The organism is Streptomyces sp. NPDC059524, assembly GCF_042749255.1.
GTDB classification, from domain to species: Bacteria; Actinomycetota; Actinomycetes; order Streptomycetales; family Streptomycetaceae; genus Streptomyces; species Streptomyces xanthii.
This window is the reverse complement of the sequence record NZ_JBHYTK010000048.1, coordinates 13,108-32,774: the sequence shown is the minus strand read 5'-3', so window position 1 is coordinate 32,774 and position 19,667 is coordinate 13,108. Positions and strand designations below refer to the sequence as shown.

13 protein-coding genes are annotated in these 19,667 nt (G+C 68.9%); 7 read left to right on the top strand and 6 right to left on the bottom strand.

Annotated elements, in window-relative coordinates; genetic code table 11:
• Nucleotides 1-244 precede the first annotated feature (244 nt).
• Both ACFW9D_RS16155 and ACFW9D_RS16150 read left to right on the top strand, forming a co-directional pair.
• Nucleotides 245-667 (top strand): hypothetical protein, encoded by a 423-nt coding sequence (locus tag ACFW9D_RS16155; RefSeq protein ID WP_384622438.1) that lies wholly within the window; start codon nucleotides 245-247, stop codon nucleotides 665-667.
• Entirely contained in the window at nucleotides 664-2,730 is a 2,067-nt protein-coding gene (locus tag ACFW9D_RS16150) for an Hsp70 family protein (protein WP_384622436.1), read from the top strand. The genes ACFW9D_RS16155 and ACFW9D_RS16150 overlap by 4 nt, the downstream gene beginning before the upstream one ends.
• A gap of 21 nt (nucleotides 2,731-2,751) precedes the next feature.
• Here ACFW9D_RS16150 and ACFW9D_RS16145 read toward each other — a convergent pair whose 3' ends face one another.
• A complete protein-coding gene (locus tag ACFW9D_RS16145; protein ID WP_384622434.1) occupies nucleotides 2,752-6,111 on the bottom strand; it encodes a HelD family protein in 3,360 nt (1,119 codons plus the stop codon).
• 167 nt (nucleotides 6,112-6,278) lie between these two features.
• Complete coding sequence (locus tag ACFW9D_RS16140) at nucleotides 6,279-6,890, bottom strand: hypothetical protein (protein ID WP_384622432.1); 612 nt, start codon at nucleotides 6,888-6,890, stop codon at nucleotides 6,279-6,281.
• Nucleotides 6,891-7,046: 156 nt separating this feature from the next.
• On the opposite strand from ACFW9D_RS16140, the gene ACFW9D_RS16135 reads away from it, so the two are divergent.
• The 4 genes from ACFW9D_RS16135 to ACFW9D_RS16120 all read left to right on the top strand — a co-directional run bounded on the left by ACFW9D_RS16135 (nucleotide 7,047) and on the right by ACFW9D_RS16120 (nucleotide 15,804).
• Nucleotides 7,047-9,212 (top strand): N-6 DNA methylase, encoded by a 2,166-nt coding sequence (locus tag ACFW9D_RS16135; RefSeq protein WP_384622430.1) that lies wholly within the window; start codon nucleotides 7,047-7,049, stop codon nucleotides 9,210-9,212.
• Nucleotides 9,213-9,359: 147 nt separating this feature from the next.
• Nucleotides 9,360-11,351, top strand: a complete 1,992-nt coding sequence (locus tag ACFW9D_RS16130; protein ID WP_384622427.1) for an N-6 DNA methylase — start codon at nucleotides 9,360-9,362, stop codon at nucleotides 11,349-11,351.
• Complete coding sequence (locus ACFW9D_RS16125) at nucleotides 11,348-12,625, top strand: restriction endonuclease subunit S (RefSeq protein WP_384622425.1); 1,278 nt, start codon at nucleotides 11,348-11,350, stop codon at nucleotides 12,623-12,625. The genes ACFW9D_RS16130 and ACFW9D_RS16125 overlap by 4 nt, the downstream gene beginning before the upstream one ends.
• Before the next feature lie 2 nt (nucleotides 12,626-12,627).
• Entirely contained in the window at nucleotides 12,628-15,804 is a 3,177-nt protein-coding gene (locus ACFW9D_RS16120; RefSeq protein ID WP_384622422.1) for a type I restriction endonuclease subunit R, read from the top strand.
• A gap of 71 nt (nucleotides 15,805-15,875) precedes the next feature.
• On the opposite strand, the gene ACFW9D_RS16115 is transcribed toward ACFW9D_RS16120, so the two are convergent.
• Together ACFW9D_RS16115 and ACFW9D_RS16110 are read right to left on the bottom strand one after the other, a co-directional pair.
• The gene (locus ACFW9D_RS16115; RefSeq protein ID WP_384622420.1) at nucleotides 15,876-16,082 is read right to left on the bottom strand and encodes a DUF397 domain-containing protein; all 207 of its coding nucleotides are present in this window, start codon (nucleotides 16,080-16,082) and stop codon (nucleotides 15,876-15,878) included.
• Nucleotides 16,079-16,921: a helix-turn-helix domain-containing protein gene (locus tag ACFW9D_RS16110; protein WP_384622417.1), complete on the bottom strand. Its 843-nt coding sequence runs from the start codon at nucleotides 16,919-16,921 to the stop codon at nucleotides 16,079-16,081. The genes ACFW9D_RS16115 and ACFW9D_RS16110 overlap by 4 nt, the downstream gene beginning before the upstream one ends.
• Nucleotides 16,922-17,035: 114 nt before the next feature.
• Between ACFW9D_RS16110 and ACFW9D_RS16105 the strand changes: the two genes are divergently transcribed.
• Complete coding sequence (locus ACFW9D_RS16105) at nucleotides 17,036-17,509, top strand: ATP-binding protein (RefSeq protein WP_384622415.1); 474 nt, start codon at nucleotides 17,036-17,038, stop codon at nucleotides 17,507-17,509.
• Nucleotides 17,510-17,548: 39 nt separating this feature from the next.
• Here the strand turns inward: ACFW9D_RS16105 and ACFW9D_RS16100 are convergent, their stop codons facing one another.
• Together ACFW9D_RS16100 and ACFW9D_RS16095 are read right to left on the bottom strand one after the other, a co-directional pair.
• The gene (locus ACFW9D_RS16100) at nucleotides 17,549-17,983 is read right to left on the bottom strand and encodes a hypothetical protein (RefSeq protein ID WP_384622414.1); all 435 of its coding nucleotides are present in this window, start codon (nucleotides 17,981-17,983) and stop codon (nucleotides 17,549-17,551) included.
• Between the two features lie 90 nt (nucleotides 17,984-18,073).
• Entirely contained in the window at nucleotides 18,074-18,607 is a 534-nt protein-coding gene (locus tag ACFW9D_RS16095) for a hypothetical protein (protein ID WP_384622412.1), read from the bottom strand.
• Nucleotides 18,608-19,667 lie beyond the last annotated feature (1,060 nt).

Here is a 19,667-nt window from a genome sequence, read left to right as displayed (position 1 = left end):
CGATCCGCCAGCCCGAACAGAACGAAGCAGAGCAGACCTTATGCCTCCCAAGAAGAGCGTTCCCAAGAAGGAGCGCCCGCACCGCAGGTGCCCCGCCTGCGGACAGACTCAGCCCGGTGGAAAGGCCACTCCACCGGCGCACAAGCCCGGAGGGCGGAAGCGCCGCCTGCAACGCCAGCTGAACGCTCCCGTCCAGCCAGATCACAGTGGTGCCCCGGAGACTCCCGCTGCGCCGATCGACGCGATGACGGTGATCAAGGGGGTGACAGCGCGCGTGCCCGAGGTGTTGGCGGCCGCCGGAGCCGAGGAGGTACACGCGGCCGGCGCGCTCACCGCGGCAGTACGGCGGGCCGTTCTGGAAGAGTTCCGCACCCGTGCGCAGTTCGCCGGGCGGCTGGCCGAGATCGACGCGCTTCTGTGGTCCCGGGCGGCGGACGGTCGCGACAGCGTCGAAGGCGCGATGACGGCTCACTTGCGGGAACTACGCCTGCTGCGGGTGACCCAGCCAGAGGAGAGCGACCGGTTCGTGGTGGTCGAGGGCGAGGGAGACGCCTTCGAGCTCCTGAGCCCGGCGTACGTGGACGAGCTGACAGGGAAGGTCATTCTCGCGGGGCGGCTGCGGCGCGTCTCCAAGTCCGCGGGTCTGCAGTCGGGGGAGGAATCATGACGGCAGCAGGTATCGACTTCGGGACCACCAACTCGGTCGCTGCCCAGTGGAACGGTGAGTACGTCGAGGTCCTGGACATCGGCGGTCACGGGCTGGACGCGAACTGGGGCCACAGAGGCTTCGAGCGACTCTTTCCGTCGGTCGTGGGTACGAGTTCCCTGCGTTCTGGCACGTTGTTCGGCTGGGAGGCGAAACTCCGTTCGGAGGAGGCGGTCGAGGCGTGCAAGCGAATGCTGCGCGAGGAGCCGTTCGTCACGCTGGGCGGTGAACGCTTCGCGGCCACGACCGCTGCCGCTGGTGTCTTCCGCTCCATCGCCGGGGCCGCGGAGGAAGAGGCCGCCACCGAAATCCGCGAGGCCGTCATCACCGTCCCCGCGAATGCCACGGGCGCAGCGCGCTTCCGTACACGTGAGGCGGCTCGTGCCGCCGGGATCTCGGTGCGCACGCTTCTGAACGAGCCGACAGCCGCAGCGATCGCGTACGCACACGAGATGGAAGTGGACGGCGAGTTCCTGGTCTTCGACTGGGGTGGCGGGACCATGGACGCCACGCTGCTCCTGCACGACGGCGGGTTCTTCGACGAGAAGGCCAGCCGGGGAGTGAACCGCCTGGGTGGCTTGGAGATCGATTCACGCCTGCGCCGCATGGTGCTCGACCGGGCGCCGGCCCGGGGAGGTTGGAGCCCCTCCGAGAAGCGGATGTTCGCCCTCGAGATCGAGCGGGCCAAGATCCTGCTCTCCCAGCAGGAGTCGGTCCGTGTCAGCACACCCGACGGCGTCGCCGTGGAGATCGGTCAGGACGAGTTCTCGGAGGCGATCCAGGATCTGATCACGCGTGCACTCGATCCGGTGGAGGAATGCCTGGCGCAGGCGCGCATCGACCCACAGGATCTCACCGCGGTGCTGATGATCGGCGGCAGCAGCCAGATCCCGGCCGTGCGAGCGGCTGTCGCGGAGGCACTCGACTGCGAGCTCGTCGACAGTGCGTTGTGCGACCCGATGACCGCGGTGGCCGAGGGAGCGGCCATCTGTGGGGCGGCCATGGACGGTGAGCTCAAGAGCATCATCCGCGTGGTCAACACCCACGCCCTGGGCACGATCACCAAGAACCGCGAGGGGAAGCGGAGTTTCAGCTCCCTCATCGACCGCAATCAGCGTCTGCCTCAGCACCGCGTGAAGTCGTACGAGCCGACGAAGGACCACGTCTCCCGGTTGACGGTCGAGGTCTGGGAGGGCGATGCCGACCGCGAGGTCGATCACCCGGACAACGTCAAACTCACTGACCTGGTCCTGACCTACCCGCGGCCGTGCAAGGCCGAGGACGGCGTCTTCGACCTCGAGTACACCTACAGCAAAGAGGGTCTGTTGACGGTCAGGGCGACGCTGCAGAGAACTGGAGAGGTGGTTCTCGACGGAGAAGTGAAGGTGTTCGGGGACGGCGGTGTTCTCCCGGAGGTACAGAAGGAGCTCGACCGGCTCCTCGCCCTCACCCCGGCTGCACGCTCGGCCAGTGCTCCGACCCACCCCCAGCGGACGCGACCGCAGAACGAGAAGGGCCGCGGACCCAAGCCTGCCCCACCGCTTTCCGCTCCTTCCGCGGCGGGGGTGATCACGGAAACGTCGCCACTTGTCATCGACGGGTCCAACCTCGCTTGGAACGGCCGTCCGCCGCGCAGCGCGGGCGGAAGGCCGAGCTTCGCGGCGTTGCAGGCAGCGGTTCGGTCCCTGCGCTTCAAGCACCCCGACCGGGACCTGCACGTGGTGGTCGACGCCACCTTGCGCCACGACGTGCTCGTTGGTGAGCGCCCCCTCGTGGAACAGGCGATCGCCGACGGCACTGTGGTGCAACCGCCGGCCGGGACGGAGGGCCGGGGCGACGCCTTGGTGATCAGCATCGCCGAGGAGGTCGCTGGGATCATCGTGTCCAACGACAACTTCGCGCCGTTCCAGAAGGCCAACCCGTGGTTGCGGTCTGCGGGCAGGGTCATGGGGGCAACCCACTCCCAGGGCGTGTGGGTCTTCAACCCGCGGGTCCCCAACCTCGCAGCAGCCGCACAGCGATGATGACGGCGGGGCGGCACGGCGTCAGTGCTGGAACGCCGTCGAGGCCGTGCCGCCCCATCCATCGGTCGTCCGCCACAGAAGACCGACCCCAAAGGTGGAGGACACCGCCTCAGCCGCCCATGGCTCCGTCGGCGGTTCGCTGAGCACCAGGCATCGTGCGTCGAACCGTCCTGCGAGAACGTAATGGAGTTCGAGGATGCGTACCGCGCCCTCCCGAAGGTCCTGATAGGTGGTGCGGCCGGAGCCGAGCACCTCGTAGAGCACCTCACCGTCCGGGGTCGTGCAGGTGACGTCGGCCAGGTCGGTGGTCGTCGGCTGCAGGTCGGCGCGCAGGAGGGCAGCCATGAGTTCGTGGCGGACGGCTTCGTGGGTCTTGCAGGTGCGGTCGGTCCGCGCCGCTGTCGCGAGCGAGTCACGGAGGGCGGCGGCGGTCTCGGGTGCGGCTTCGGTGGTGGCCACGGGGGCGGGCTCCTCGGGTGTGGGCTGCGCGGCGGGCTTCGCCTGCTCTTGCGGTTCGGGCTCCGTCAACGGGTCCACCGTGGGGTTTCTGGCTTCGAGCGCCGTCCGCGCTGCCGCCAACACCGGGGTCCAGTCGCTCTGTCGCACGATCGCGCGCAGCGACTCGGCGTCTGCGTGCGCGCTCGGGGCAAGCTGCCGGCCGACTCCGTGAGCGAGGTCGCGGAGTGCTTCGAGGCGGGGAGTGTCCGGCTTGCCGAGGATGCGCCAGACGTCCAGCCAGTCGTGCTGGTCACGGCGCAGACAGCGGTTGGCCATTCCCTTCAGCTCGGAGAGCCGTTCGCGCCCGTTCGGCGGGATGGTGCCCTCGACGATCTCCTCCACCGCGGTGAGTGCGGCGATGTACCGGCGGGCCATCGTCGGGGAGATCGGCTTGCGGCCATGGGTGTCGGCGGTGACGAACGTCGCTCCGGCCGCGTGGCGCAGGACCCAGACCTCCAGCTCGGTGCCGGTGGCGGGCGGTGTGGAGTGCCCACGCGACGCGAGGCGCAGGGGACGCCCGGTGGACAGGTTCAGGGCGGTGACGGTGCAGTGGCCTCCGCGGTGCCCCTCGACGCGGACCCTCAGTGTCGAACCGATCTCCAGCAACTCCGCTCCCGCGCTCTCTTCCTCCGGCGATGGGATCGATTCGTCTCCCGCCGCGTCGACCGGTGTCTCGGTGAGGGCCGCGGGGAGCTTGGTCGTGTGCAGGACCGTGAGGGTCTGGGTGCTGCGGGTCAGTGCGATGTACAGGCGGCGCAGTCCCGCGTCCTCGTGCTCGGCGATGGCCGTGGGTTCGACGACGATGACGTGGTCGTACTCCATTCCCTTGGCCTGGCCGGCGCCGATCACGCTGACGGCGGAGGGGTCCGGCAGCGTGGCGGTACTGGCGTCGTTCTCCAGTGCGCGGGTGATCCGCTCCTGCCAGTCGGAGGCGTCGGGCACGATGACGGCGACGGAGCGCGGGGCGCCGTGCCCGTCCGTGGTGTCCGCGAGGGCGCCGACGCGGGTGAGGACCTCGGCAAGCAGGTTCTCTGTGTCGGTCGGTACCACTCGGACCGCGTCGGCGCCTGCTTCTCGGACCGCCTGCGGGTAGGGCAGGTCGGGTGCGACGGCTCGGGCCAGAGGGGCGGCGAAGCGCATGATTTCGGCGGGAACGCGGTAACTGGTGTTCAGCCGGGCCACGTTCCAGTCACCGTGATCGGAGAGCAGGCCGCCGAGCAGGTCCCAGGCCGGGTGGTGATGGGGTCCGGTCGCCTGGGCGAGGTCGCCGAGGACCGTCATGGATCCCCGGGCCGCTACGCGCCGGCGCAGCGAGCGCGCCTGCATGGGGGTGAGGTCCTGAGCCTCGTCGATGACGATGTGGCCGTACCGTCGGGGCGTGTCCCCGGTGATGAGGTGGCCGAGTTCCTCCAGGCACACCTGGTCGTCCAGGGTCCAGAGCTCGTCGTCGGCACGGGCCGCGCGGGGCCGGTGGAGCGCGGCCTGCTCGTCCTCGTCGAGGAGACCCTCGGCGCAGGCGCGGAGCAGTTCGGGCGAGTCGTACAGGCTGCGGAGGGTTTCGCGCGGGCCCGGGGAGTTCCAGACCCGGTCGACGAGACGTTCGACCACACGGTTGCGTTCCATGCTGCGTCGTACGGAGTTGTCCCGGGCGCGGCGGGGCGCGATGTCCACCAGACGCTGCAGCAGCCGGTCGACGAGCCGGGTGCGGAATCGGTCCCGGCGTTCGCGGAACGCCCCGTCCGCGTCCCGCGCTTCGACGACGAGCGCGACGAGTTCTTCGCGCGGAAGCCGCAGCACGGTGCTGCCGAGGTTGACGGTGAAGGTGGGTTCGTCGTCGGCGTGGGACGGTGCGGTGAGCAGCGCGTCCACGGCGTCGAGGTTGCAGTCCCGCTCGACGCGGCGGCGCAGTACCTCCGCCATGCGCGCGTCGGACTTCACTCGGCTTACCGCCATGGTGTCCACGCCGGGTGCTTCGTCGTCCCAAAGGCGGTTCAGCTGGACGGCGTTGACGTCGCGGGTACCGAGGGTGGGCAGTACCTGCCCCACGTAGTTGAGGAACATCTGGTGGGGGCCGACCACCAGGATGTCGGACGCCTTGAAGTGGTCGTTGTTGACGAGCCACGTGACGCGGTGCAGGCCGACAGCCGTCTTGCCGGTACCGGGTCCGCCCTGGACGATCAGAACCTCGGAGGGGGAACCGGTGACCAGGGCCATCTGGTCGCGGCGGATGGTCTCGACGATGTCGCGCATGGTGCCGCGGCGCGCCCGCTGCAGTTCCCGGAGCAGGAAGTCGTCGGGCTGGCGCGGTTTGCGCCGCTGGATACGGGCCACGTCACCCGGCGAGGGCCCGGTCCGTCGAGGGTCCGCGACCGGCGCACCAGGGACAGCCGCGTCCGCGTCCACCGCCGGGTCGTCGGCGGGCGGCCGTGCCGCGGGGACATGCCCGGCCACGGCGATGTCGTCGCTGTACCCCGTCACCTTCCGCTGCTCACACCGGAGCCGGCGCAGCAGCAGGACGTCGCCGGGCGCTTCGGGCTTGGCCTCGTACCACTTCTTGGCGAGCGGGGTCGTCCACAGGAGCACGACCGGGTCGTTCTGGTCGTCACGGACGCCGCGCCGGCCGATGTACCAGGTCTGAGCTCCTTCGTCCGGCTCGGTGACGTCGACCCGACCGATGACGAGCGACTCGGCTCCGAGCCCGCCGTAGGCGGCGGCCCGCTGCTCGGCCTCCTGTTTGACGGCGACGCTGTCCTTGCCGCTCGCGGAGGCCCGGGCGACCGAGTCGCCGTCGAGTTCGGCGAGGCGGGCTTCGTAGCAGTCGTAGGCGTGGTCGACCGAGCTCTGCTCGGTGGCCAGGACGTCGTCACGGCTGATGGTGCTCATGCCCCCTGTTTCCCTCCCGTGCGTGACCCCGGTGCCGCGTGGTCCGTGCTGTGCGGTGCCGGGGTCGAGAAAGCAGTATCAGTGAGTGGCAGGCGCTCTGATCGGGAGTTCGACGAGATCAGGCCACCTGCCGATGCGGCGCGTCCCCTGTCGCGCCGTGCTCCGGGTCAGCCTGTCTTCTGCCAGTCGGCGCAGCCTCGCGACTTGAAGTACTCGCCCTGGTTGACGGTCACCCGGCCGGGGCCTTCCAGGTTGTTGTTCGCGATGATCGCGGTGAGTTCGCCGCTCGCGTCCTTCGCCCGTTCCCAGTAGCAGCCGAAGCCGTCCGGCCCGGACGTCTTGTAAGTGCCGGGCTGGATGTCCTCGCCGACGAGGAACTCCCCGTCACCGGGAATCGTCGCCTTCGGTCCGGCGGGCTTGGGCTTGGCCTTGGGTTTGGCGGTGACCGTGGCCCGAACGGTCTCGGTGACCGTGGGCGCGGGCTCGGCTCCTGCCGCCTCCGTGACGGTGACGGTGGGGCGCGGCCCGGCGTCGGCGGCCGTCTTCCCGTCCGCCCCTTCGTCCTCGCCACCTCCGGCGGCGCCGATCCCGACGCCCGCGAAGAAGACGAGCGCGGTGACGGCACCGTAGAGCGCGCGCTTGCGTGCGGATCCCGGCTTTCCGGGCGGTCCCGGGGGCACGGGAGCGGGCGCGCCGCCCCACGGTCGCCGCGGTGGCGCGGGCGGGCCGAATCCGGGCTGTGCGGGCGGGACCGACGGGGCCGGGTCGGAGTCAGGCATGGGGTTCCCCCGTGTTCAGAGTCGCGATGCGAATGCACTACGAGATAAGCACGGCAGTGAAAGCATCGTCAATCCTGTTCACAGGGAAGTCCAGTGCTGTATGTTGAAGCGGTCAGCGCGCCCGGCACGCGAACGGAAGAAGGAGCGGGTCCCCAGATGCCCCAGCCCGTCCCCCTGGTCACGGCCGCCGAGATCTCCCGGATCGCCGGTGTCACGCGGGCGACCGTGAGCAACTGGCGGCGCCGCCACGAGGACTTCCCGGCCCCGGCCGGCGGTACGGAGTCCAGTCCGCTGTACGACCTGGGCGCGGTCCGCGCCTGGCTCACGGGCCGCGGTCACTCGGCGGCGCCGAACCCGGCGGAGGAGCTGCGCACGATGCTGCGCCTGCGCGCCGCGTCCGGCAGCGGCTCCGCCGACCTGCTGGTCCTGGTCCTCGCGGCCGCCCGCAGCACGCCTGCCGACCTGAAGGACCTGGCGCGGCTTCCGGACCCAGAGCTGGCCGCGCGCACGATCGCCCTGGAGGCGGCCTCCGCGGACCGTCTCCCCGGTGGCCACCCCGCCGGGTACGCCGCCTCGGACGCGCCCGCGATCAGGGCGCTGCTGGAGTGCGTACGCGAGGAGGGCCCGCAGGCGGCGCTCGCGGTGCTGGCCGAGCGGGAGCTGGAGGAGTCGGCGGCGAGCGGTACGTACGTGACGCCCGAGCCGCTGGCCGAGCTCGCCGCACGTCTGCTGCCGGGGTCCCCGGCGTCCGTACTGGATCCGGCCTGCGGCAGCGGCTCGCTGCTCGGCGCGGCTGCCGCGCGCGGGGCCCGCGCGTTGTACGGGCAGGACGTGCACGAGGTGCAGGCCCGCCGGGGCGCGGTCCGGCTCGAACTCGCGGCGCCGGACGCGCAGATCACCGTCCGGCACGGGGACAGCCTCCGATCGGACGCCTTCCCTGCCCTGACCGTGGACGCCGTCCTGTGCAATCCGCCCTACGGCGACCGGGACTGGGGGCACGACGAGCTGGCGTACGACGCCCGGTGGGCGTTCGGGGTGCCGTCGCGTACGGATTCCGAGCTGGCCTGGGTGCAGCACGCGCTGGCCCACCTGCTGCCCGGCGGGCACGCGGTCCTCGTCATGCCTCCGGCCACGGCGGCGCGGCCGTCGGGGCGCCGGGTGCGTCGTGAGCTGGTGCGCCAGGGTGCGCTGCGGGCGGTGATCGCCCTTCCGGCGGGCGCGGCGCAGCCGTTCCATGTGGGCCTGCATCTGTGGGTTCTTGCGGCGCCGGATCCGTCCGCGCCCGTGCCGGGGTCGGTCCTCTTCGTCGACACGGCGGCGCCGGACTCCGAGGCCGGTGATGCCGGGGAGCGGGCGGGCGCGGCGCGGGCCAGGAACCCGTTGCGGGCCGCGTCCGTGGACTGGGCGCGGGTGGCGGCGGAGGCGGTGACGGCGTGGGAGGCGTTCCGGACGGATCCCGCCGGGCTCGCCGCGCAGCCGAACCGCGTACGGGCGGTCGAGACGGTGGACCTGCTCGACGACCAGTGCGATCTGACTCCGGCGCGGCTGGTGCGGGTGTCCCCGGCGGACGTCGACCCGGCGGAACTCGCGAAGCTGACGGTTACGTCGGCCCGTCAACTTGGCGCTTGCGTCGACGAGTTGAGGAATGTGGCCGCTCTCGCCGTCGACCGGGTCGCGGCTGCTACGGGGCTCCCCCGCGAGTGGCGTACGGCGACGGCCGCCGATCTGGCGCGGGGCGGGGCGCTCACGGTGTTGCGTCTGACGCCGGAGTCCCGCACCGCGGAAACGGAACCCGCCCTGGGGAACGGCCGGCGAGTCCTCACGGCACGCCATATCGCCGTCGGGGCCCCGGCCGACACGTCGGAGCCGCTGCCTGCCGGTTCGCCTCCGGTGATCGAGGTGGGGGACGTCCTCGTCCGTGGGATCACCTCGGGTGGGGGTCCGGTGGTCCGGGTGGCCACGGAGGAGGACGCGGGCGCCGTCATCGGGCTGCAGGTCCATCTGCTGCGCCCGGATCCGGCGCGCCTGGATCCGTGGTTCCTGGCCGGGTTCGTGGCGGCGCCGTACAACATCGCGGGTGCGTCGACGGGCACGTCGTCGATCAACCTCAGTCCGGGCCGGCTGCGGATCCCGTTGATGCCGCTCGAGGAGCAGCGGCGGTACGGGGAGGCGTTCCGGCAGGCGCACGCGCTGCGGGACGCGGGGGTTCGGGCGGCGCGGCTGGCCGAGGACACCTCGGAGCTGCTGCTGACCGGTCTGACCGGTGGGCAGCTCATCCCGCAAGCGGAACCGAAAACGGAACCTGAAGACGACGAAGCGTGAGCAGGGCATGACGGTCTGCGCCGAAGAGGGCGCGGACCGGCACGACATCGACGAAACTGAACGGCACCCCCGCCCGGGGACGGTCATGAACGAAGCAGGACACCAGGGGCGGCGGGACAGCCACGGAGAGGAACTCGGGGAACAGCCTTGAACAGCAGCAAGCACACGGAGTTGGCGAACCACGCGTGGTCCGTCGCCGACCTCCTGCGCGGTGACTACAAGCAGTCCGACTACGGAAAGGTCATCCTTCCGTTCACCGTGCTGCGCCGCCTGGAATGCGTTCTGGAGCCGACGCGGGACAACGTCGTCGAGACGGTGGCCAAGTTCCAGGGCCAGGACATCGACACGGACCGCTTCCTGCGCCGGGCCTCGGGCCACGCCTTCTACAACACGAGCGACCTCACGTTGAAGAAGATCGCGGCGGACCCGGGGACCGCGGCGAAGAACCTCCAGGTCTACGTCGGGGCCTTCTCCCCGAACGCGCAGGAGGTGCTGGAGAAGTACGACTTCCAGCAGCAGGTGAAGAAGCTGGACGAAGCGAACCTGCTGTACAAGGTGCTGGGCAAGTTCACCGACTTCGACCTCCACCCGGAGGCCGTGCCCAATCACAACATGGGTTACATCTTCGAGGAGTTGATCCGCCGGTTCTCGGAGCAGTCGAACGAGACGGCCGGTGAGCACTTCACCCCGCGCGAGGTCATCAAGCTGATGGTGAACCTGCTGGTCGCCCCGGACGCGGACGTCCTGACCCTGCCGGGTGTCGTCCGGACCGTGCTGGACCCGGCGTGCGGTACCGGCGGCATGCTCAGCGCGATGGACGACCACATCGAGTCGCTGAACCCGGACGCGACGGTCGAGGTGTACGGGCAGGAGCTCAACCCCGAGTCGTGGGCGATCTGCCGTTCCGACCTCATGATCAAGGGCCAGAACCCGGAGAACATCGCCTTCGGTAACTCCTTCTCGGATGACGGGCATTCACGCGGAAAGTTCGACTACGTCCTCGCCAACCCGCCGTTCGGCGTGGAGTGGAAGAAGGTCAAGGACGAGGTCGAGCTTGAGCACAAGACGCTGGGCGACGCCGGCCGCTTCGGCGCGGGGCTGCCCAGGATCAACGACGGCTCGCTGCTCTTCCTCCAGCACATGCTGTCGAAGATGAAGCCGGTGGATATGAACGGTGGTGGCGGTTCGCGCATCGCCATCGTCTTCAATGGCTCGCCGCTGTTCACGGGCGCGGCGGAGTCGGGTGAGTCCAACATCCGCCGCTGGATCCTGGAGAACGACTGGCTGGAGGCCATCGTCGCCCTCCCGGACCAGCTCTTCTACAACACGGGTATCTCTACTTACTTCTGGATCCTGACCAACCGGAAGGCTCCGGACCACAAGGGCAAGGTCGTGCTCCTTGACGCGCGCGACTACTGGGTGAAGATGCGCAAGTCGCTGGGCGACAAGCGCAAGGAGCTGAGTGCGCAGCACATCCGTGAGATCACGGAGTTGTACGGCGAGGCGGTGCAGGTCGCGGGGGACGCGGAGCACCCGTTGCACGGCAAGGTGAAGGTCTTCGCGAACGAGGACTTCGGCTATCAGCGCATCACGGTGGAGCGACCGTTGAAGCTCCGCTTCGAGGTGACCGAGGAGACGCTGGCGGCACTGGCGGAGTCAAAGGTGGTCGCGAAGCTGGAGGGGGCGGAGGAGTTCGTTGCGGCGCTCCGTCCGCTGCTGGGTTCGTCGTGGCTGGCGAAGCAGGAGGCGTTCGTTGCGATGACCGATGCGGTGGTCGCGGCCGGCTTGACGTGGCCGAAGGGAGCGCCGTTCGCGAAGGCGGTGCGGGAGGCGGTTGGGGTTCGGGATCCGGAGGGTGAGGTGCAGACGGTTAAGGGTGCGCCCGAGCCGGATGCGGATCTGAGGGACTTCGAGAACGTGCCGCTGGGTGAGGATGTTGAGGAGTACCTGACGCGGGAGGTGCTGCCGCACGTCCCGGACGCGTGGATCGACCACTCGAAGACGAAGGTGGGGTACGAAATTCCGTTCACGCGGCACTTCTATGTGTACGAGCCGCCGCGGCCGCTGGCGGAGATCGACGCGGAGCTTAAGGCTCTGGAGGCGGAAATTCAGGGGCTGTTGGGCGAGGTAACGGCATGACGGTCGTAAGGCTTCGCCATTTGGCACAGGTCAACCCCCTCACCCCTGCGTTTGACCGTCTCGCCGATGAGGACGAGCTGACGTTCCTGCCGATGGAAGCAGTCTGGCCCGGAAGCCGCCTGGACATTACGCGACGCCGGGTCAAAGCTTCTGTCGCCACCGGGTACACACGGTTCCAGGACGGTGACGTGTTGGTTCCGAAAATCACGCCGACATTCGAAGCGGGCCGCGCGGTGCTCATCGCCGGACTGCTCGGCGGTGTCGGCGTAGGCACGACCGAGCTCCACGTCGTGCGCCCGGGGCCACGCATCGATCCCAGATTCCTTCTGTACACCGTCAACACGCACGGATTTCTGAGGCTTGGAAAGGCCGAGATGTACGGCGTGGCGGGACAACAGCGGGTACCTGACAGCTTCTTGCGGGACCTCCAAGTAGAACTGCCGCGTCTAGAGGAGCAGCGTCGCCTCGCCGACTTCCTCGACGGAGAGACCACTCGCATCGACGCTCTGCGGGACAGGCGTGCCCAGCAACGGCGTCTCCTCGAAGAACGCCACACCGTGGCCCTGGCCGAGTGCGTGTCGTCACGTGAGCCTGGCCACCACCTGCATCCGCTGGCAGGCCCGGTCTCGGATCGCTGGCAGGTCGTGCCCCTTCGACGAGCGGTGCCAGCTGTCAACGTGGGTGTGGTCATCAATCCCTCCACCTACTTCACCGACAGCGGGGTCCCCTTCATCCATGGATTCAACGTCAGGTCAGGATGGATTGACCCAACCGGGATGAAGTTCATGTCAGCAGCCAGCAACGAACAACTGAGCCGATCCCGCGTGGAAGCCGGCGACGTGCTGGTCGTACGTGTGGGCGCCCCCGGTCGATCAGCCGTCGTGACGGAGGAGTTCGACGGCGCGAATTGCGCGTCAGTCCTCATTCTGCGCAAAGGCAAACTACTGCTCCCCGAGTTCCTGTCTGCCTTCATCAATTCACCGGCTGGACAGGGCCAGGTGAAGATCGCTCAGTACGGCGCAGCACAGGAAGTGATCAGCGCGGCGCAAACGCTGTCCTTCGAAGTCCCGGTTCCCGACCTGCCGGAACAGCGGCAGCGCGTTTCCAAGCTAGAGCAGGTTTTGGGATCAATCGCCGAATTGCGGCGAGGCATCGACACCCAGGTTGCCCTCCTCGCTGAGCGCCGCCAAGCCCTAATCACAGCCGCCGTAACCGGCCAATTCGACGTATCCACCGCCAGCGGACGCAACGTAACGGACGGAGTGAACGTCTAGCCATGAGCCCCATCCACACCGAGTCCGCCTTCGGTGACGCCATAGTCGCCGCGATGATCGAGCGCGGCTGGCGCGAAGCCCAGCCGACCGACTACCGGGCCGACCTCGGCCTGGACACCAACGAGCTGTACACCTTCATCGGCGCCACGCAGCCCGACGAGTGGTACGAGCTCGTCACTCTCTACGGCAACGACCAGGAAGAGGCCCAGCGCGGATTCGCGCGGCGCCTCGACCAGGCCATCGCCACCGACGGCCTCCTCGACGTGCTCCGGAACGGCGTCAAGGACCGCGGAGTCCGCCTCCGCGTCGCCTACTTCAAGCCGAACCTCGTCGCCCACGACTCCGTGCTCGACGGCTACCGCGCCAACCGCCTCACCGTCGTCCGCGAACTCCGCTACGCCACGAAGCAGGCCGACTGGGGCAACGCCCTCGACCTCACCCTCTTCCTCAACGGAATCCCCGTCGCCACCGCCGAGTTGAAGAACCCGCTCACCGGCCAGGGCGTGGAGCAGGCCAAGGAGCAGTACCGGACCGACCGCGACCCGACCGAGCTGATCTTCACGCGCCGCGTCGTCGCGAACTTCGCCATCGACCCGGACCTCGTCTTCGTCGCAACGCAACTCAAAGGCAAGAACACCCGCTTCCTCCCCTTCAACACGGGCTCCGCCGGCCCCGGCCGCCCCGGCGGCGCGGGAAACCCGGCCCCGACCGCCTTCGGCACGTACGCCACCTCCTACCTCTGGGAACACGTCTGGCAGCCGGACAACTGGCTGGACCTACTCCAGCGCTTCGTCCACCTGCACAAGAGCAAGACGCCCGGCGGCGGCACGACGAAGACCATGATCTTCCCGCGCTTCCACCAGTGGGACGCGGTCAAGAAGCTCACCGCCCACGCCGCCACCCACGGCGCGGGCCAGAACTACCTGGTCATGGCCTCCGCCGGCTCCGGCAAGTCGAACACCATCGGCTGGCTCGCCCACCGCCTCTCCGACCTGCACACCTCCACCGACCCCCGCGAACTCTCCTCGGAGGCCATCGCCAAGGGTGTGAAGACCGGCGCCCCGGTCTTCGACAAGGTCATCGTCATCACCGACCGCCGGAACCTGGACGCCCAACTCCGGGAAACCATCGGCAGTTTCGAGCAGACCGCCGGACTCGTCGTGAAGATCGACGAGAAGCACGGCGCCAAGGGCGAACAGCTTGCCCGCGCCCTCTCCCGCGACACCGGGAAGATCGTCACCGTCACGCTGCACTCGTTCCCGGCGCTGCTCAACTACATCGAGCGCAACCCCACCGAGATCCAGGGCACGACCTTCGCCATCATCGTCGACGAGGCCCACTCCTCGCAGTCCGGCGACGCGGCCACCGCCGTACGCGCCGCGCTCCGCGACCTCGGCCTCGACTCCGACTCGAACGACGCCGGCGCGACCTCCGTCACCCTCGACGCCCAGCTCAAGAAGAAGGCCGAGGACCGCTCCCGCGCCTCGAACCTCTCCTACTTCTCCTTCACCGCAACCCCGAAGGCGAAGACCCTCGAACTCTTCGGCACGCTCGAAGAGGTCGACGGCGAGGCGACGTACCGCCCCTTCCACACGTACTCCATGCGCCAGGCCATCGAGGAAGGCTTCATCCTCGATCCGCTGCGCAACTACGTCACGTACAACACGTACTGGAAGCTGGTGAACCAGAACCCGGACGAGCGCGAGGTCGACCCCTCCAAGGCCAACGGCCTGCTCGCCCGGTACGCCCTCACCCACGAGTCGACCGTCGCCCAGCACGCCCAGGTGATCGTCGAACACTTCGTCTCGCACACCCGCGGCCGTCTCGGCGGCCGGGCCAAGTCCATGGTCGTCACCGCGTCCCGGCAATCCGCCGTCGACATGGCCCGCGCGATCAAGAGCTACATCAAGGACCGGTCGTACGACACCAAGTACCCCGACCTCGGCGTGCTCGTCGCCTTCTCCGGTTCGCTCACGGTGGATGGTGAGGAGACCACCGAGTCCAAGGAGAACGGCGGCCTGCCCGAGAGCGCGCTGCCGAAGGCGTTCGCGTACACCCGCGCCGACGACAAGGCCGCCCGCAGCGGCGGCCGGGGCCAGCAGGAGTACAAGATCCTGGTCGTCGCGGAGAAGTACCAGACCGGCTTCGACCAGCCGCTCCTCACCACGATGTACGTCAACAAGACCCTGACCGGCATCTCCGCCGTCCAGACCCTCTCCCGCCTCAACCGCACCGCCGACCGCAAGACCCAGGCCGACCTCGCCGTCCTGGACTTCGTCAACGAGGCCGAGGACATCCAGGAGTCGTTCCGCCCGTACTTCGAAGAGGCGATGACCCTCCCCACCGACCCGAACCTGCTCTACACCGCGCAGAGCCGGGTCATGCGGGCGCCGATCCTGGCCGAGCAGGAGATGGACGAGTTCGCCACCGCGTACTTCGCCGCCAAGGAGAAGGCCGGCGGCTCGCAGACCAAGTGGGAGCGGCTGCACGCCGAGCTGTACCGGCTCCTCTCCCCCGCCGTCGCCCGCTTCACCGACCTGCTCGACAGCGAGGACGAGGACGACGTGGAGACCGCGGAGGACTTCCGCGCCGACCTCAACGACTACGTCCGCAAGTACGGCTTCCTCGCCCAGATCGTCCCGTACCGGGATGCCGACCTCGAACGCCTGCACCTCTACGGCCGCTACCTCCTCAACCGGCTCCCGCGCCGCGCGGACGGTGGCGTCGACGTGGGCGAGATCGACCTCAGCCACATGCGCGTCGAGCAGACCGGCGAGCACGACATCTCCCTCACCACCGAGGGACCGACCCTCATGGAGGGCTTCGGCGACGGCTCGGGCGGCGCGAAGGAGCAGGAGAAGTCGCTGCTCTCCGAGCTGATCGAGAAGTTCAACGAGAAGTTCGGCACCGAATTCACCGAGCTCGACGTCATCCAGCCCTTCGAAGAGGCCAAGGCCGATCCGAAGGTGCGGGCGGCCGCCGTCATCAACGACGAGAACAACTTCGGGATCGTCTTCGACGACGTCTTCGAGGACAAGATGGCCGACCACATCGACACCATCACCGGCCTCGGCCGCCAGTACTTCGGCCCGGACAAGAGCTTCAAGTCCAGCCTGGACCGCAGTGCGCGCAAGGCCGCGTGGCGGATGATCCGCCGCGAGGAGGGCGTGGACGAGTAGGGGGTTCGGGTTTCGGGGCCCGGGTGTACAGCTTGCGCTTGTACGCCCCGGGCCCCGAGCATTCCTGAAGCTCAGCGCCCCGAGGCCAGCTCGACGAACCCGGCCCAGGCGTCTGGCGACACGGCCAAGGTGGGACCGGCGGTCACCTTCGAGTCCCGGATGTGGACGGTTCCGGGACCTGCGGCAACCTCCACGCACTGTCCGCCCTCAGCCCCGCTGTAACTGCTCTTGCGCCAGGCGAGTTCCGGTCCAGCTACCGAGGTCTCTGCGGCGTTCATAGCTCTCCCAGTACCTTCTCAACGAATCCCAGGGTCTCTCGCGGCGTGAGAGCCTGCGAACGGATGATCCCATAGCGCGCCGCGGCCAGTTGGACCTCTTCTCGGTCCGTCAGCAGGCTGCTGCGCCCCTGCACCTCCATGTACTCGAGCTGCTCGCCGCCCTTGCGCGTGATGACAGTGAATGGTCCATCGAGGCCCGCGTTGTCCTCCCGGTCCAACGGCATCACCTGGATCTCCACGTTGCGCTTGTGCCCCGTGAGCAGGAGCTGCTCAAGCTGCCCCCGCAATACTGCCTTCCCGCCGAAGGGCTTGCGCAGCACCGACTCGTCCATGACGAAGCTCAGCAACGGCGCAGGCCAACGGCCGAAGATCTCCTGCCTGGCCAGCCGGGCCGCGACTCGCTGCTCGATCGTCTCCTCGTTCAGCAGCGGCCTCCGCATGGCGAGGAGCGCCCGCATGTACTCCTCCGTCTGCAAGAGGCCATTCACCACCACTGTGTCGTACACGCACAGCTCGACCGCCTCAGCCTCCAGCCTCGCCATGTCCCGAAAGAACGCCGGATACTGCGCCCGTGCAACCTCCTCCTTCAGCGCCTTCAGCAACCCCTCCGCCCCCAGCGCCTCATCCGCCTGGTCGATGAACCGCGGTGGCGGAATGCGTCTGCCCTGTTCGAACGAGGCCACGGAATCCGCCGCGTACCCCACCCGCTTCCCGAACTCCGCGCGCTCAAGGCCCGCCCGGATGCGCAGCAGCTTCAGCTGCCGTCCGAACGCCGCGACGACCCCTTTCCCCGGCTCGTCCTCCGGCCTCGCCCCCGCGTCCGCGTCCTCGTCGCGCAACGGGCCCACCACCTTCCGCACCCCGCGTACGTCCCAGGCGCCGCCACGTACAGACCGGACGCGACGGCGCGTCACCACTGGTCACGCTACGCCACCAAAGGCCACCTTGTGGTCATGACGAGCACGAACTCCACCCCCACCGACCGCACCCAACTCCCCTCCCCCACCCATCACTTCACGATGCAGTTCAGCTCCACGCCCCGCGGTGCCCGCCTCGCCCGCCGGCTCTCCGCGGAACGGCTGGCCGCTTGGGGCATCCCGTACGGCAGCGACGACCACGACGCCGTCACGCTCATCGTCAGCGAGCTCGCCGCGAACGCGATCCGGCACGGGCGCGTTCCGGGCCGGGACTTCCACCTCCACCTGACCGCCGCCCCGACCGTCGTCCGGGCCGAGGTGACCGACACCCGCAGCGAGCGGATCCCACGACGGCCCGACGCACGCCGCTCAGCGTTCACGGACGGCGGACGCGGTCTGATCCTCGTCGCCGCGCTCGCGTCCGCCTGGGGCTGGCGACCGCGGACCGGCGGCCCCGGCAAGACCGTGTGGGCGGTGTACGCCCTAGGCCGGACGTCCGACGAGGGCTGATCTGCCCTGCACCCGCCCGCCCGGGAGGGCTCGAGACGGTCACATTCGGGTGGCCATACGGAAGTGCAGGGGTTCGCAGTCCAGGCGTTCGGCTTCCGCCTCCACGTAGGACGCAAAGATCTGGCGGACGAAAGTGTGCTTGCTGTTGGGGTCGCGGTCCTCGGCGATGAAGACGGCCGGCCCGTCGGCGCACTTGGCGCGCAGGGCCGCAACGGTCGGCGACGAGGAACCGTCCATGGGGCGGCCTTGCCCGTCCCTGATCTCGATTCCCTGCTTCAGGACCGTCTGACCGAACGCTCCGGCGAGCGCGGACTCCTGGATGGTCTTGAGGCGGAACTGGGGACGGTCGGCGGAGCCGAAGCGGACATCGCAGGCCCGCACGGGTGCGTCCGCGCCACCCGTCACGGTGCCACGCATCTTGGGACGGGAGTCCGGATACGGCTCGCGCAGCGTCACCTTCCTCAACCCGCACATGTCCCGGTCCTTCCCCATGGGCTGGAACTCCGCGGGCGCCGAGGTGAGTAGACGGGGTGCGGCAAGCCTGTCCGCCCCCTGGCAGTCGAGTTACTCCATCGTGCGGTTCGCGACGTCGACGACCACACGGGCGAGGGCCTGCCGGTCGCGAGCGCGGACTCCCGCGTCCGTGAGGTTGCGGCTGAACTCGTCGTCGCCCACAGCCGCGTCCACGACGGCAGGCCCACTGAAATCACCCGGCTCGTGGCACTCGTCGGGGAGCGCCACCCACGCCCGAGTGTCGGAACTCATCCCCAACAGACCACCGCCCAGGGGTGTCATCCGTGTCGACAGGAACTCGTCCGCCCACGGAAGATTGTCCCGCGTCACACCCTTCAGGTCATGGACACGGATCTGAACCGGCTGCGAGCGGGCATGCCCGTCGCCGGCCAGCAGACGACAGGTTCCCTGCAGCTCCCCGCCGTCCACCCACTCCGGGCGCATCTCACTATCCTCGACGTCCTTGCCGTCGAAGAGAGCTTCCACGTCCCGATCCGCCACCGCGTCCCAACAAGGCTTCGCACCGAAGAACGGCAACGTGCCCGTGCTCCACGCCACGAACCCGGCCCCCACCAGAGCCCCCACGACGATCAACGTGAGCGTTCTCACCAACCACCGACCGCCGCCCCACACACCCATCATTCCTCCGCGTCCACCTACACCCTCGGCAAACGGCGAGCGTAGCCCGCAGCACTCCGCCCTCGTCAGCGCGCCCCACGATCTACCTCAGAGCCACATCACCAGAGGAAGGACCTGCTTCCCACCCCTGCTGGTCGGCCGCTGCGGCCACCGCGTCGGCGATGCGGCGGCCGGCCACCCCGGACGCGTCCCTCAGCGCGCTCAGGTCGACCGCGTCCTCGCTGCGCAAGCGGGCCAGCACGTCTTCCTGTGCATCCCGCTCCGCACGCTGCACCGGCCCCAGAGGCGGGTCGGGCTGACCCGCCTCACGGATGCGTACCGGGGAACCCGCGAGGATGTAGTCCAGGGAGCCGGTCAGAGTCTCAAGGGTGTTCGACGACATCGTCGCGGCCCGTGCAGAGGGGTTGAGCTGCGTGGCGATGGCGTTCAGGACCAACAACCCGGACTGCTCCACGTAGAACCGCTCGTCGTCCGTGCTCTCTTCGTCGTCGTCATCGGAGACAAGGCGCTCCTCGGCCTCCTCCAACGCGTTCACGACATCGTCCTCGTCCAACGCGCCGGTGGCCGACGACCATGCCAGCTCAAGCAGCTCGTCGAGATACGCCACGTCCTCCTCAGGGGCCAAGGACGCGTACATCGGCCGTCCGCGTTCTGCGCACGTGAGGCAGAACACGCCCAGCGCTTCGGGAGAGAGACCGTCCAACAGTTCGGGGAGACGACGATTCCCTGACATCTTCTTCCGCAATGCGTAACGAGAATTCTGCGAGGCATGTCCGCGTATACCTTCACCGCTGATGACATTTCCTCGCGCATCGAGCAGGGGCAAGCATATGTCGCGGCAGAAGTTGCGTGATGCCGCCCCGAACACCGCGTGCTCGTTCGGCCGCAGGGATCGCAGGATGCCCTCTTCGGCATGCCCGGGTGCCTGGATGAACCGCTCCCCGGGCCTCAGCGTCCAGTCCTCGGGCATGTCTCCGTCGCCGTTGATGCCGATACGGATCTCGTA

Coding starts and splice junctions, on each gene's coding strand:
- ACFW9D_RS16100 (WP_384622414.1), bottom strand. CDS start 17,983: ATGTGCGGGTTGAGGAAGGTGACGCTGCGCGAGCCGTATCCGGACTCC.
- ACFW9D_RS16135 (WP_384622430.1), top strand. CDS start 7,047: ATGCCCCAGCCCGTCCCCCTGGTCACGGCCGCCGAGATCTCCCGGATC.
- ACFW9D_RS16140 (WP_384622432.1), bottom strand. CDS start 6,890: ATGCCTGACTCCGACCCGGCCCCGTCGGTCCCGCCCGCACAGCCCGGA.
- ACFW9D_RS16150 (WP_384622436.1), top strand. CDS start 664: ATGACGGCAGCAGGTATCGACTTCGGGACCACCAACTCGGTCGCTGCC.
- ACFW9D_RS16115 (WP_384622420.1), bottom strand. CDS start 16,082: ATGAACGCCGCAGAGACCTCGGTAGCTGGACCGGAACTCGCCTGGCGC.
- ACFW9D_RS16105 (WP_384622415.1), top strand. CDS start 17,036: ATGACGAGCACGAACTCCACCCCCACCGACCGCACCCAACTCCCCTCC.
- ACFW9D_RS16120 (WP_384622422.1), top strand. CDS start 12,628: ATGAGCCCCATCCACACCGAGTCCGCCTTCGGTGACGCCATAGTCGCC.
- ACFW9D_RS16125 (WP_384622425.1), top strand. CDS start 11,348: ATGACGGTCGTAAGGCTTCGCCATTTGGCACAGGTCAACCCCCTCACC.
- ACFW9D_RS16155 (WP_384622438.1), top strand. CDS start 245: ATGACGGTGATCAAGGGGGTGACAGCGCGCGTGCCCGAGGTGTTGGCG.
- ACFW9D_RS16145 (WP_384622434.1), bottom strand. CDS start 6,111: ATGAGCACCATCAGCCGTGACGACGTCCTGGCCACCGAGCAGAGCTCG.